At 48.1% G+C, this 13,787-nt stretch carries 12 protein-coding genes; 5 read left to right on the top strand and 7 right to left on the bottom strand.

All coding sequences use genetic code 11. The annotated features are described in order from the left end of the window. Positions 1 to 79 precede the first annotated feature (79 nt). The 3 genes from PMI05_RS13525 to PMI05_RS13515 all read right to left on the bottom strand — a co-directional run bounded on the left by PMI05_RS13525 (position 80) and on the right by PMI05_RS13515 (position 5,311). Entirely contained in the window at positions 80 to 2,059 is a 1,980-nt protein-coding gene (locus tag PMI05_RS13525; protein WP_007722278.1) for a methyl-accepting chemotaxis protein, read from the bottom strand. A gap of 205 nt (positions 2,060 to 2,264) precedes the next feature. Then, positions 2,265 to 4,247, bottom strand: coding sequence for a methyl-accepting chemotaxis protein (locus tag PMI05_RS13520; protein WP_007722276.1), 1,983 nt, complete (start codon positions 4,245 to 4,247; stop codon positions 2,265 to 2,267). Positions 4,248 to 4,378: 131 nt separating this feature from the next. After that, the gene (locus PMI05_RS13515) at positions 4,379 to 5,311 is read right to left on the bottom strand and encodes a 3-hydroxyacyl-CoA dehydrogenase family protein (RefSeq protein WP_007722275.1); all 933 of its coding nucleotides are present in this window, start codon (positions 5,309 to 5,311) and stop codon (positions 4,379 to 4,381) included. A gap of 201 nt (positions 5,312 to 5,512) precedes the next feature. On the opposite strand from PMI05_RS13515, the gene PMI05_RS13510 reads away from it, so the two are divergent. Further along, positions 5,513 to 6,214 carry an SDR family oxidoreductase gene (locus PMI05_RS13510; protein ID WP_007722272.1) on the top strand — a complete coding sequence of 234 codons (702 nt, stop codon included), beginning with the start codon at positions 5,513 to 5,515 and terminating at the stop codon, positions 6,212 to 6,214. A 28-nt stretch (positions 6,215 to 6,242) separates the two neighbouring features. Further along, positions 6,243 to 7,010: an SDR family NAD(P)-dependent oxidoreductase gene (locus PMI05_RS13505; protein ID WP_007722270.1), complete on the top strand. Its 768-nt coding sequence runs from the start codon at positions 6,243 to 6,245 to the stop codon at positions 7,008 to 7,010. A gap of 64 nt (positions 7,011 to 7,074) precedes the next feature. Here the strand turns inward: PMI05_RS13505 and PMI05_RS13500 are convergent, their stop codons facing one another. Together PMI05_RS13500 and PMI05_RS13495 are read right to left on the bottom strand one after the other, a co-directional pair. After that, the gene (locus PMI05_RS13500; RefSeq protein ID WP_007722268.1) at positions 7,075 to 8,496 is read right to left on the bottom strand and encodes a SpoVR family protein; all 1,422 of its coding nucleotides are present in this window, start codon (positions 8,494 to 8,496) and stop codon (positions 7,075 to 7,077) included. Positions 8,497 to 8,630: 134 nt separating this feature from the next. After that, a complete protein-coding gene (locus tag PMI05_RS13495) occupies positions 8,631 to 8,813 on the bottom strand; it encodes a hypothetical protein (protein ID WP_007722266.1) in 183 nt (60 codons plus the stop codon). Between the two features lie 242 nt (positions 8,814 to 9,055). Here PMI05_RS13495 and PMI05_RS13490 point away from each other — a divergent pair, with 242 nt between their 5' ends. The 3 genes from PMI05_RS13490 (at position 9,056) to helD (ending at position 12,834) form a co-directional block, all read left to right on the top strand. Further along, complete coding sequence (locus tag PMI05_RS13490) at positions 9,056 to 9,430, top strand: DUF423 domain-containing protein (protein WP_007722264.1); 375 nt, start codon at positions 9,056 to 9,058, stop codon at positions 9,428 to 9,430. A 166-nt stretch (positions 9,431 to 9,596) separates the two neighbouring features. After that, on the top strand, positions 9,597 to 10,220 hold the full coding sequence (locus tag PMI05_RS13485; protein WP_007722262.1) for a DUF6143 family protein: 624 nt from the start codon (positions 9,597 to 9,599) through the stop codon (positions 10,218 to 10,220). A gap of 253 nt (positions 10,221 to 10,473) precedes the next feature. After that, the gene (gene helD / locus PMI05_RS13480; protein WP_007722258.1) at positions 10,474 to 12,834 is read left to right on the top strand and encodes an RNA polymerase recycling motor HelD; all 2,361 of its coding nucleotides are present in this window, start codon (positions 10,474 to 10,476) and stop codon (positions 12,832 to 12,834) included. Between the two features lie 46 nt (positions 12,835 to 12,880). On the opposite strand, the gene PMI05_RS13475 is transcribed toward helD, so the two are convergent. Both PMI05_RS13475 and PMI05_RS13470 read right to left on the bottom strand, forming a co-directional pair. Then, positions 12,881 to 13,219: a DoxX family protein gene (locus PMI05_RS13475; RefSeq protein WP_007722256.1), complete on the bottom strand. Its 339-nt coding sequence runs from the start codon at positions 13,217 to 13,219 to the stop codon at positions 12,881 to 12,883. Between the two features lie 52 nt (positions 13,220 to 13,271). After that, positions 13,272 to 13,787, bottom strand: a 516-nt coding sequence (locus tag PMI05_RS13470; protein WP_007722254.1) for a bis-aminopropyl spermidine synthase family protein, incomplete at its 5' end; no start/stop codon positions are given.

Below are 13,787 nucleotides of genomic sequence, written 5' to 3'. Positions count from 1 at the left end.
TATGTTATCACATCTATACGGCAAAGCGCCCTGCTCGTATGCCTAGAGACAGGGCGCTTCGTTTGTGTAAGGACACAGGTTAATAGGTAAACTTATTGATCAAAACTTTCAGCTCTTCCGCCAATAACGACAAAGATTGAGCGGAGGATGAAATCTCTTGCATGGAGGCGAGCTGCTCCTCAGTAGAGGCTGCTACTTCCTCGGCTGTTTCGGCATTGCTTGTCGCAATGGTGACAAGCACATTGGCTGTGGCGGTTACTTCCTGAACACTAGCCAAGATTTGCTGTGCGATCAAGGAAACCTCTGCGATATGTGGATTGGTCAGTCTGGTACTTTCCATGATGCCTTCAAACTTGTGAATCGTCTCTTCTGAAACGTTCAATCCTGCTGCAACATCCAGTCTGACTTTTTCCATGTTGTCGACGGATTGCTTGGTTTCCCTCTGAATCTCTGTGATCAATTCAGAAATTTGCTTGGCCGACAATTGTGATTGCTCAGCCAACAGGCGCACCTCTGTAGCCACAACCGCAAAGCCTTTACCATGCTCACCAGCCCGCGCCGCTTCAATCGCTGCATTCAATGCCAACAAATTCGTCTGCTGGGCAATTCCGCTGATGACATCCGAGATCGTGCCGATTTCTTTCGAACGATCATAGAGCGATTTGGTCATGCGATCCGACTGTTCTACCGATTCATGAATCGACTTCATTTGACTCATGACCTGAGCGACAAAGTTGCCTCCTTCTTCTGCCTGAACTGTCGTTTGCTGAGCAGTATCCGACAACACATTAACACTCTCTACAATCCGTGTGACCCCTTCCGAAATGTCCTGCAATGAACGAACATTTTGGTCGATTCCGCTCGTTTGTTGTTCCGCGCTGCCAGCTACGTCCTGAACAGCAGTCGTTACATGCTCGGTTGCAATGCTCGTCTGCTGCGCACTCGCAGTCAATTGCTCCGAAGACGCAGCTACTTGCTCCGCTCTGGCTTCGACATCGGAAATGAGCGTGCGCAGGTTATCCTGCATCGTGTTAAACGCATGGCCGAGCTCACCGATTTCATCGGTTGACCGCACTTTAATCGGGTCAGTCAAATTACCTTGGCTCACTCTGACCGCATGTACCTTCACTTCCTGAATGGACTGGAGAAGGGAACGCAGTACAGCTGCTACAATGAGTCCTCCCAACAGCAAGCAGATCGTAATCGTCCAAAACGTTTGCTCGAAAATCGGCTCTGCAGCATCCTCAACCTCTGACAAGTACATCGAACCGGCAATTTTCCAGCCTGTAGCCGGATTCGTCACATAGTAAATCTGTTTCTGGATGCTTTGCTCCTCGTAATTGAATTGACCTGTTTCCCCTTGATACATATTGTCGTAAAAACTCTCTTGTGCCAGCGTTCCTGCCTGATTTTCCGGATGGACGACATACTTCTTATTGCTGTCCACTACGATGACATCTCCATCGGAACCGATGCTGACTGAGTTTGCCAGTTGTTTGATCTGTTCAATCCCAACGGTAATGCAGATAACCCCTGCGCCATCCTCCGTCGTTCTTGCTACCGCTACTAAAACCTCACCTGATACCGCAGAAATATATGGCTCCGTAACGACGACAGTCCCCTTGTTTTCCATGGCTCTTTTGTACCAGTCTCTCGTACGCGGATCAAACCCTGCCTGTACTTCTTGCTTAGGAGCGCGGAAGTACTGTCCGTCAACCGTTCCCAAACTGATACTGGACGCTTCCGCATGCATACCCATATACATATCCAAATGATGCATGATTTCTTCTTGAACTTCAGCTGATTTCACGCCAGGTGTGATATCTTTTGCCAAATAGTCAGCATCCTTCTTTTTGCCCTCAAACGTATTGCTGACGATGGAGTTGACCAAATCGACGTTTTCGTTGGCGCTGTCCATGATCTGTTTGTCAATTTCTTGTTTCGCTTGATTGTAAGCCAGGCTTCCAACGACAAGGGAAGGGACTAACAGAATCAAGAGAAATGTGATGATGAGTTTGGTTCGATAGCTTCGAAACCAATTTCGCAAGTTAACTTTCACTTCATTTCATCTACTTTCTAAGTTGTATTTGGATAAACGTTTCGTGTTGGTGAAGTCCTAATTTTTTATATCGGTAACGAAGGAAGGTTAATTAAGTAAAAAATATATAGAACTGTCATAGATATAAAAAAAGCGGCCCCAGAGGCCATAGAAAAACCGCCCTGCTTATGTATGATAGACAGGACGGTCGGTATTAACTGACTATTTAGTAGCGAAATTTATTGATCATCGAATTTAGCTCTTCTGCCAACGATGACAGAGATTGAGCAGATGCTGAAACTTCTTGCATCGATGCGAGCTGCTCTTCTGTAGAAGCGGCTACTTCCTCTGCGGTCTCAGCATTGCCTTTTGCAATCATCGCCAACTCGTTCGCTGTCACCTTTACTTCCGCAACAGTTGCCACGATTTGTTGAGCGATCGACGATACCTCCACGATACGAGGATTCGTTTGTTTCGTGCTTGTCAAAATTTCCTCGAATTTATCAATCGTACCTTTGGAAATTCGCAAGCCTTCCGAAACATCGCGTCTGACTTTCTCCATAGTCTCAACGGATTCTTGCGTATCACGTTGAATTTCTACGATAAGGTCGGAAATTTGCTTGGCCGATTCCTGTGATTGCTCTGCCAACAGCCTTACCTCTGTTGCTACAACTGCAAATCCCTTGCCATGCTCGCCAGCCCGCGCCGCTTCGATCGCTGCATTCAGCGCAAGCAGGTTGGTTTGCTGCGAAATTCCACTGATCACTTCGGAGAAGGCGACAATGTCTCTGGAGCGTTCAGAAAGGGAATAGACCATGTGATTGAGCTGTTCCACAGATGCGTGAATCGAGTCCATCTGGCCCATTACCTTCTGAACCGATTCGCCGCCTTCACCAGCGTGAATAGTTGTTTGCTCAGCGATATCCGTCAATCCATGTACACTCTCCACAATTTGCGCTACGCCATCTGATATATTTTGGAGAGAGTGAACGTTTTGGTCAATTCCATTCGTTTGCCTCTCTACGCTTCCAGCAACTTCTTGCACGGCTGTGGCAACATGCTCAGTGGCGATACTCGTCTGCTCCGCACTGGCGGTCAATTGCTCAGACGAAGCGGCCACTTGTTCTGCTCTTGTCTCTACATCCGAAATGAGCGTGCGCAGGTTATCCTGCATCGTATTGAATGCGCGACCCAGCTCACCAATCTCATCATTGGAACGAACCTGGATAGGCTCCGTAAGTATACCCTCACTCACTTTGACTGCATGTACCTTGACCGCTTGAATAGATCGGATAATCGAGCGCAGAACAACCGTTACGATCAATCCTCCTACAATCAAGCAAATAGCGATTGTCACGTACGTAAAGGTAAAGATAGGCTGTACAGAGTTCTGTATCTCCGAACGATCCAGCTTTCCTGCGATTTTCCAGCCAGTCAGCTCATTCGTCGTGTAGTGCACTTCTTGTTCGTTGCCTTGCTCGTCGTAACGGAAGTCACCTGATGCACCTTCGTACAATTTTTCAAAATAGCTCTCTTCAGCTACAGTGCCAGACTCTTTTTCTGGATGAACAACGAACTTCTTGTTGCTGTCCAAAATCATGACGTACCCGTCGCTTCCGATACTGACCATATCCGCCAGACCTTTGATCTGCTCGACGCCCATCACAATTCCGACCACACCTGATCCATCATCCGTCGTTTTAGAAATGGTAACGAGGACTTTGCCTGATGCTGCTGAGACATACGGCTCCGTAATGACAGCCTTCCCCTTATTTTCCATCGCTTTCTTGTACCATTCTCTCGTTCTCGGATCAAAACCTGCCTTTACTGTTACCTTCGGGGATTGATAATACTGTCCGTCCACTGTCCCCAAACCAATTCCATTCGTGTCCGGAAGCATTCCACTGTAAATATCCAGATGCGGCATGACGAGCGCTGTACTGTCTTTGGTTGGGTACATGCTTTTGTTAACGGTTTTGGCTAAAAACTCAATGGTGTCCAGCTTGGGTTTAATCGTACTCGTCACAATCGAATTGACCAGCCCGACATTTTCTTTAGCGCTGTTCAAGATCTGTTTTTCCATCTCCTGCTTCGCCTGATTGGAAGCCAGTGTTCCAACGACAATAGTAGGAACAAGCAGTATCAATAGAAAGGCTGCGATTAACCTCGTTTTAAAGCTTCTACTCCAATTTATTAGGCCAACTCTCACTCATTCTCAACTACTTTCTAGGTTGTATTGGGGAAATTTTTTCCATGATATAACCCCAATCTAATATCGGCTAGGAATGAATGAGTATTTAGTGAAAAATTTACGAATAAAGTATTTATCTGTAAGCCATTTCAACCGCGCTTCATTTTCCCCAAGCGAATGAACTGTTCGTCACGTACACGAAGCTTTTCTGAGACAGACGTATCCTTATACGAGTAAATACCTGCTCCGGTCTTGGTGCCGAGATTGCCTTCTGCTACTCTGTCTTCAATGATAGCCGGTGCTTTTGTCGACGCATCCAGCTCCGGTGCCAGGTTATCCATCACACGCTTCCACGTATCGAGTCCGCCAAAATCCGCCGTCTCAATAGGCCCGACAAAAGCCCAACGATAGCCAATGCCATCTTTCATCACCGTATCGATCTGGGCTGCATCTGCTACACCTTCTGCGAGCAAATGAAAGGCTTCTCTCAGCAGTGCTGTTTGTAGCCGATTGGCGATAAAGCCCGGTACATCCTTTTTTAGCAACACCGGGGACTTCCCGATCACTTCCATTAGCTGCATCGTCTTGTGAACCACTTCCTGCGCGGTCTTCTCGTGCTTGACTACCTCGACCAACGGAACCAATTGAGCCGGATTGAAAAAATGTGTAATGATATAGCGTTGTGGCGTAGCTGCTTTTTCGATCAGTCGCGCAATCGAAAACGTAGACGTATTGGAAGCAACAATCGCATCTGGTCTTGCGTATTGCTCCAGCTTTTCAAACAGCTCCCACTTTAGCTCGATGACTTCTGGTACTGCTTCTGTGATGACTTCTGCATCAGATACTGCCGCTCGCAAATCCGTGGTCAGGACGATATGCTCGAGCGCTGCTACTCTAGACTGGTCTGCAATCATTCCCTCTGCAACCAGAAGGGAAAGGCTGTGCTCGATGCTAGCTCTCGCTTTCATCAAAAACTCTTCCTGCAAATCGTAAAGAGAAACACGAAATCCAGCCAATGCGTATAGCTGCGCGATTCCATGTCCCATAACACCTGATCCGATAACAGCCGCATGCTTTTCCATAGAAAGAGCCTCCCAGGGTGAAATAGGTTTACTAATAAAGCTTTCCACGATCAAATACCTAGTTCCTGCCCGGCAAATTCCTACTACTTTTACCGAAATTCATTCCTATGGCGCTTGTTGGGGAAAGCAAATTTTTGTACCATTAAAAACGCTTGAATGAACCCAATTCTTGGAATGCACGTTTTATATCCGGAGGTATATATGAAACTACTGAATAAAGTCGTGGTCATCACAGGAGCCAGTCGAGGATTGGGTCTTGAAATGGCCAATGTTCTGGCAAAAGAAGGAGCGATTGTTTGGGCAACCTCCCGATCCGCGCCTCATCCCAACGAAATCGCACACGCTGAACCGGGAAGTGTGACGAATATACAGCTAGACGTGACAGACGAGCAAAGTGTCCTTGCTCTATTTGAGCGTGTACAAAGGTTGTACGGACGTCTAGATGTCCTCGTCAACAATGCAGGAGTCGGCGTGTTTAAGTCTGTTGAACAAACAAGCTTAGAAGAATGGGAGAATGTTTTTTGCACCAATGTAACCGGACTCTTTCTTTGTAGCCGCGAAGGATACAAGGTAATGAAAGCTCACGGGGGCCGAATCATCAATATCTCTAGTGTCTCAGGTTATATTCCCATTGCGGAAAACGGCGTTTATGGTGCTTCAAAATTTGCCGTCCAAGGCTTTTCCCAAATTTGCAATGAAGAATGGAAAAACGACAATGTAAGAGTCTCCACCATTTTTCCCGGCGCCGTTCATACAAACATGACGGAGAACCGGCATTTTTTTGATCCGAGTGCGATGCTCGTACCAAAAGATGTGGCAGATACCGTATTAGATATCGCCTCCCGTCCCCTCCACGTTCGAATCGATGAAGTCAAAATCCTTCCTCCTAAAGGCATTCTCTAAATAACAGATTAATAAGGAGAGTTTACAAATGCAGCAAGTAGCAATGATCACAGGAGCAGGCAATGGGATCGGGGCCGCAGCAGCAAAGCTTTTGGCTCAGCATGGGGTCCGTGTCGCTGTTCTTGATGTACAAGAAGAAAAGGCACAGTTAGTCGCCGAAGAAATTAAACAAGCAGGCGGTCAAGCCTTGTCCATTCGCTGTGATGTCGGTCAACGATCGCAGGTTGAAGAAGCCATCCAGCTTGTGGAATCGCATTTCGGGGATGTCACCATCTTGGTCAATAATGCAGGAGTGGGCGGACCATTCCACCGGGTAGACGAAGTCTCCGATGAAGAGTGGGATTGGATCATGAATACCAACCTGAAGAGTGTATTCCTATTTTGCAGAAACCTGTTGCCTAAGATGAAAGAAAGGAACTACGGGCGGATCGTAAACATCGCTTCCATTCAGGGCTTACTAGGCTCTGCACATTCATCCACCTACGTCGCTTCCAAACACGGCATGATCGGCTATACGAAAACCATTGCGGCGGAATGGGGAGAGCACGGGATTACTTGTAATGCCATCTGTCCGGGGTATGTGGATACCGCGATGGGCGTACGTCCTGAGGATATTTCAGATTACATGAATCGGGTCATCGCCAAAAGCCCGGTGAAACGCGTAGCTCAGCCATTGGAAATCGCCCAGATGGTTTATCATCTCGTCGGACCACATAGCGGGTACATCAACGGAGCGAGCATCACCATGGACGGCGGGATTAGCAGTCATATCGGAATTACGGATCAGTTGTCCTAGTTCGGACACGTAGAAAAAGCCGCACGCTCGGTTAGCTTCCACCGGGCATGCGGCCTTTTTTCCCCTATAAAAAGCGGCGGTGCACTTTCTTGCCATCGTACGTAAACAACACTTGTCGATCCTCCACCATCGATTCCAGATGAACAGATTTTCCCCATAAGGTATAGACGTAAGGCAATGTTTTTTCTACGTATTTGACATCCAGCTCCAGCCCCTCGAAATGATGCTTCAAGTACAGCTCGCCGGAGCGTAAGTAATCCCCATCGTGCACGAGTACATAAGGGAATCCCCCGTTAACTCGTGTGCCCGCAAGACCATCGCGTACGTTCTCCCACTGCTTTTCCGCGACAACCCAATCGTTGCCCTGCTTGCCGAACATGTACAAATCCAGATCACTGACGAGGTCCTTGGTCAGGAAGTTACGAATGAAGCTGATGTCGGACTCCAGCTCGCGCACCTCGAATATTTTCGCGCGTCCCTCTCCTGGCTTGCGTCCAAAGCGTTCCTGCTCTTCCTTCGTCGGATTATCCCAGCGTTTTTCAATGTCCTCCAAAATTTTCAGACCTAAATGATACGGATTAATGCTCGTCGTCGAAGGCTGAATGACGGAGGAATGCAGCTTGGCAAACTCTATCGTCTCCGATTCTGTCAGCTCCATTTCCCGCAGAATGCGCATATGCCAGTAGGTGGCCCAGCCTTCGTTCATGATCTTCGTCTCCATCTGCGGCCAGAAATACAGCATCTCATCCCGGATGATCGTCAGCACATCCCGCTGCCAATCGTCTAGAATATTGCTGTATTCCATAATGAACAGCAGCAGGTCTTTTTCCGGCTCTGGCGGGAATTTGCGCGGTGCTTTTACCGGCTCGGCATCTTCTTTTGCTTTGCGGTCCAATCCCCAGAGATCGTCATATGGGGATCGCCGTTCGTTCTTAGTCTTTTTGTTCATTCCCTCTGGCTCTCGTTTCCAACGCAGCTTTGGACGCAGCAAGCTCGGATCGATATGCTCCTGAATCGCCAAGCTCGCATCGAGCAAATTCTCGACAGCCTCCTTGCCATACTCGATCTCATACTGGCGAATTCGCTCTCCACTGGCCGCCATGCTTTCGACCATATCCCGATTGGTGTTGGAGAAGCGCATATTGTTTTTGAAGAAGTCGCAGTGAGCAAGGACGTGAGCCACAATGAGCTTGTTTTGGATCAAGGAATTGCCGTCCAAAAGAAACGCGTAACAAGGATTGGAGTTGATGACGAGCTCGTAGATTTTGCTCAGATTCAGGTCATACTGCAACTTCATACGGTAGAAGGACTTTCCAAAACTCCAATGAGAAAATCGTGTGGGCATTCCATACGCGCCAAATGTATAAATGATGTCAGACGGGCATATCTCGTATCGCATCGGGTAAAAATCGAGATTGAACCCTTTGGCGATCTCGGTAATTTCGTCAATGGATCGCTCCAGTTCTTTTCGTTCGTCGTTGGTCAAATCGTTTCGCCTCCCCCTTTTGCCGTCGGTCTACTTTATGTATATGGGGGACACCGATAAAAGACGCCAGCCTTCCGAAGAAAAAAAGGCATCCCCGATTGGAGACACCCTTGATTTGTTTTTCATCTTGCTACTTAGCCCTTGAACCAGTCGCGTACACCAGAATAAATAAGAGCTCCCGAGAATACGACCACAGTGATCAGACCAACTCCATCCACCAACGAGTCCAACCCACTTAGGAAGGAACCTTCCAACGGTGCTTTCAGCAATGCGTAACCACCGAGGAGACCTCCAACGTTGGAAATCCATTTGTTCATATTACGTCACCTCCCGTCGCAGCAGCCTGTAAGCGTTGCCACTGCGATACTTTACTCTATGTCGGAGGTTGACAAGCGGTCTGTACGGTAGTCCAAAGCGTGTTCACCAAATTACAATTGGGCTTTACCGGTTCTCGCCACTTTCTCGGTGCTGAAAAGTCGACTTTTTGAACTTGGGTTTTTACGTTAAAATAGAGAACAGACAAATGTACAGGTTATGCGAAAAAAGGAGTGACGCACTCATGAAGCTGTTTTTGATGCTTGGCAGTATCAGTGGATTTCTTTCGGTTGCGTTAGGAGCATTCGGAGCACATGCACTGAAGGAAAAACTGGACGCCTATTCGCTGGGCATTTTCCATACGGGCGTGACCTATCAGACGACACATGCGCTGGCTCTCGTGCTGGTTGCCCTGTTGCTCAAATGGTACCCGGATTCTTCTGGCCTCGTTTGGGCAGGTTGGTGCTTTGCAGCCGGAACCTTAGTCTTCTCCGGCAGTCTCTACACGCTGGCGATGACCGGTATTAAGGTTCTCGGAGCGATTACCCCGATTGGCGGAGTTTTGTTCCTCGCCGGATGGGCGCTGCTTGCCATTCATGCTTGGAAAAACGTATCGTAGACAAAAGCTTGCTAAAGGTTGGGATTCTGACTCCCAGCCTTTTTTCTTTACGCCATGACTTCATTGGAACTTTGCCTGCCAATAACGCCAGCTCCTGACACCCTCCATGGACGATTGCCATATGCTGTAGAGTTAGCAGTTACCCTACTCACAAGGAGAGGAAAAGATGACAAAGCCCTCCTATACACGCCCCTCGTACTTTTATGGCGGAATACCAGATGTCTACATGCAGATGGGGTACTATCCGTTTCCCACTCCTTCTGCTACGGAACAGCTGAGTCGGAGTGTTCACATTCCGTATGCGATGTCGATGGCGGATCAATGTAAATACTTTATGGGGCAATCGGAAAAAATGATCGTGGGCGATGGGGCTATCGGGATCGCTACCTTGTCGAATCCCTTACGCTCCGGTGTTCATTTATTTGTCCATCACTGGATGATCACCAATCCATCCCCGCACCCGATAGAAGCACATTTCTTGTTTGGCAAAGGCTCCTCCCTCACTGGTGCAACTCTCTCACGTCAAGTGACTTCTGGTTATGTTCAACTCCCCGCTTGTCCCGCCGCCCAAGGGCAACTTTTGCATGGCACTGGTATGGCGGATACCTTTTCTGATCACATTCATACCGCCACGCGAATCATTCCGGTGTCCTCCACCGTTGAGGCGACTCCTGGCGGACAGTGGATTCTCGGACCAGGAATGGCACTCATCGTTCGCGTTCCAAACACAGGTGAGAAGACATCCTTTTACTTTTCAATAGACTGGTGGGAACAACCCGTATATGGGTAGCTCTCACTGGAATGCTTGACGGACAAGTATAGCCGCAACAAAAAAGGGAACCCCAAAAGGAGTTCCCTGTCATTTCACTTTGTATTTTCCCTATACCATGTTGAAAAGCCAATTTTCACGTGATAAAATGAGAATTGGTCTGTTGGTCAATTGATTATATGTAACTATTTTATCTCCAATATAATAGTATCACATTCACTTTCGATTGTCAAACCTTCAGGCCAAAAATGGGGAACGAAAAAGGAGCGGTACCATGAGCGTGACTGATCAAGATAGGCAAAACGAACAACAACGTGTTGAACGAGTCATCTCAGAGATAAAGAACCGAATAGATGACCTCAAAGAGCATGTGAATGTCGTGAGCGAGGATATCATCGGAATTCGCAAGCATTTTTGGGACGATGTGACAGTCAACTTCGAAGATGCCATCGAAGCTGTCGAGACTTACGCCAGTATCAAGCAGCAAGCGGAAGTCCTGTCCGAGCGTGAACGCATCCATCGCCATGCCCAAAATCAGTTGCGTACGCTGCAGCGATTGTTGCACTCTCCCTATTTTGGCAGGATTGATTTTCAAGAAGAGCTGGAATCGAAGCCAGAAGCCATCTATCTCGGCATTGCTTCCTTGCTGGATAAAAACGAAGAAGAATTTCTCGTCTACGACTGGCGCGCACCGATCTCCAGTCTGTATTACGACTACGCGCCGGGGCCAGCAGAGTACAATACCCCAAGCGGAAACGTAAATGGAGAGATTACGTGCAAAAGACAATACATCATTCGCGACGGCAAATTGCTGCACCTATTCGATACGGGCGTGACGATTGGTGATGAGCTGCTTCAGGAGGTACTCGGCAAACAGGCTGACTCGCAGATGAAAAGCATCGTGGCCACGATCCAACGGGATCAAAACCTCATCATCCGCAATGAACGCAGCCGACTCGTCATCGTCTCCGGAGCTGCTGGTAGCGGAAAAACGTCAGCGGCTTTGCAACGAATCGCTTATTTGTTATACCGTTATCGCAAGACATTGACCGCGGAGCAAATCGTCTTGTTCTCGCCCAACTCCTTGTTCAACAGCTACGTCTCGACCGTTCTTCCTGAGCTCGGCGAGGAAAATATGCAGCAAACGACTTTTCAGGAATACGCGGAGCATCGTCTCGGTGACGACTTCCGTCTGGAAAACCCGCTTGAACAGATGGAGTATGTACTGACAGCAAATGATCAGTCTGGATACGAGGCGCGGCTAGAAGGAATCCGTTTCAAATCAAGCACCTTATTTTTGCAGGCCATGGATGAATACGCGAATAGCTTGAAACAATCTGGTATCATGTTTCGCCCTGTTACATTTAGAAACCAGACTCTGATCAGTGCTGCGCACATCCATGAACTGTTTTATTCTCTCGATACGAATCTGCCGATCCCCAATCGGATGGTACTCGTTGCGAAATCACTGCTGACAGAACTGAAAAAACTGGAACAGCGTGAACGATCAAAAACATGGGTAGAAGAGGAAATGGAGCTGCTTGACCGAGACGCTTATGTAGCTGCCTATCAATCGCTACGCCGCAAAAAGCAGTTTCGGGAGGATACCTTCGATGACTTCGAACGCGAGCAGGAGCTCTTAGCCAACTGGATCGTCAAAAAGCAGTTTCAGCCTCTGCGCGATTTTATTCGGGAACTTCAATTTATTGATACGCGCGCTATTTACCGCCAGCTCTTCTTGTCACGTGACTTGCTCGAGACGCTTGCGCCAACCACTCTCCAACACAAAGTATTGGACAATTGGCCCGCCGTGTGCGAACAGACAGCAGAGCGTTTAGAACAACAGTATTTGGCATGCGAAGATATCCCTCCTTATTTGTATTTGCAGGAACGATTGGAGGGTAAGCAGACGAACAACCTCGTCCGCCATGTATTTCTCGATGAAGCCCAGGACTACTCTGCCTTTCAGTTCGCTCTCATCAAGAGCTTGTTTCCTCGTGCCAAAATGACCGTGCTGGGAGACTGGAATCAGGCGATTTACGCCCATGCGTATCACCAGAATAGCTTTGATGCTGTCACATCCCTGTTTGAGCCTGAAGAGACGGAGACCTTCGTCCTGACCAAGAGCTACCGCTCCACCTATCCCATCGTCTTGTTTACAAGGCAACTTTTGCAAAACGGGGATATGATTGAGCCTTTTATGCGCGACGGTCGCTTGCCAACGCTAACCAAAGTGACATCACCTCAAGCTCATACCGATCAAATCGAAGCGCGCATACGTGAGCTCGCCGATCGTGGTCATCAGACGATCGCTGTTATCACCAAAACGCTAGAGGAAGCCCAAGCCGTTCATGACGTTTTGCAAGAGAGATTGCCGATTCGCTTGATCAAGCCCGCTACTCTTTCCTTTGAGAAAGGAATTTTGATCATTCCCTCTTACTTGGCAAAAGGGGTCGAGTTCGATGCGGTCATCCTTTATGATGCTTCCGCCATATGCTATGGCGAAGAAAGTGAACGCAAGCTTTTTTACACGGCATGTACACGTGCCATGCACGAGCTGCACCTTTACTATTCGGGTGAAAAAAGTCCATTTTTAGATAACGTTTCTCCTGAGTATTACGAGCTGTTTGTTTAAAAAAGAGATCCAGCTGACCACTTACTGGTTCAGCCGGATCTCTTTTTCACCTTTTTAGCCCCACACAAATCGTGACAAGCAACAGGATCAAATTCAGCTCATAACCGCCAACAAACCCTTTCGCCCATTTCACTGTCACAATTGCTCCTGCCATGATCGCAGCTAATCCCCAGGCAGCATATCTCGCCCCGACTCCGATGATCAGTGCGAGACCGCCGATCAGTTCTACGATCAACACCAGATAAGCCAGCCACCCCGGCAAGCCGAGATCTCCAAACGTCGTCACAACAACAGCCATCCCTTTTTGCAGCTTGGCTATGCCATGGATGAAAAACAAGATTCCCGTCCCGATTCGTAATAAAGCAAACGCTTTTTCGTAAGCCATCTTATTTTATCTCCCTCCCCTCCACCACTACCATATGCCCACTTGCAGACAATCAGTCTTGAGCTCTCCGGCGGGACAATAGTTCAAAACTCTGGTGCTTACAACGAGGGCAGCCGCGTTTTTTCAATTGCTCTATCGTCACTATTTTTGCCTGTGCCCCTACCTGAATCGATCTTTTGCAACGCTTGCATTGATACTCACGCTTGGAAGGAGTCTCTTCGCCTGTGTACAGCGACTCCAAAAATGGATGCTTGATCGTCGGATCCGTCATCTCCGTGGTGGTGAGCACGATCATCTGTCCCTTGTTTCCAATCATTTGCGCCGCTTCGTATTCATTGAAATGACTGAGCACCTCTCGTACGGTCAAGCCTGCCAGCACGAACTCCCGTTGCATATTCAGCGTGAAATCAGGCGATTTATGCGCAAAGGACAGGAAGATGGACAGTCCTTTTTGCTTTTGCAGCCCACTGATTCCACGGGATAAAAACAAAGCCATTCCTTGCAGCGTATAGGGGGGATCAGTAAAAAAGCAATCGTACCCACCCTGCAGCTTCTTCGGCAGCGGCTG

Origin of the sequence: Brevibacillus sp. BC25 (assembly GCF_000282075.1) — a bacterium.
Taxonomy (GTDB): Bacteria; Bacillota; Bacilli; order Brevibacillales; family Brevibacillaceae; genus Brevibacillus.
Note: the sequence above shows the minus strand (reverse complement) of the source record. Positions and strands in the feature narration are given on the sequence as shown.

Bases quoted from the DNA above. Each gene is read 5' to 3' on its own strand.
- PMI05_RS13515 (WP_007722275.1), bottom strand. From the start codon at position 5,311: ATGGAAAAGCATGCGGCTGTTATCGGATCAGGTGTTATGGGACATGGA.
- PMI05_RS13510 (WP_007722272.1), top strand. From the start codon at position 5,513: ATGAAACTACTGAATAAAGTCGTGGTCATCACAGGAGCCAGTCGAGGA.
- PMI05_RS13505 (WP_007722270.1), top strand. From the start codon at position 6,243: ATGCAGCAAGTAGCAATGATCACAGGAGCAGGCAATGGGATCGGGGCC.
- PMI05_RS13495 (WP_007722266.1), bottom strand. From the start codon at position 8,813: ATGAACAAATGGATTTCCAACGTTGGAGGTCTCCTCGGTGGTTACGCA.
- PMI05_RS13490 (WP_007722264.1), top strand. From the start codon at position 9,056: ATGAAGCTGTTTTTGATGCTTGGCAGTATCAGTGGATTTCTTTCGGTT.
- PMI05_RS13485 (WP_007722262.1), top strand. From the start codon at position 9,597: ATGACAAAGCCCTCCTATACACGCCCCTCGTACTTTTATGGCGGAATA.
- helD (WP_007722258.1), top strand. From the start codon at position 10,474: ATGAGCGTGACTGATCAAGATAGGCAAAACGAACAACAACGTGTTGAA.
- PMI05_RS13475 (WP_007722256.1), bottom strand. From the start codon at position 13,219: ATGGCTTACGAAAAAGCGTTTGCTTTATTACGAATCGGGACGGGAATC.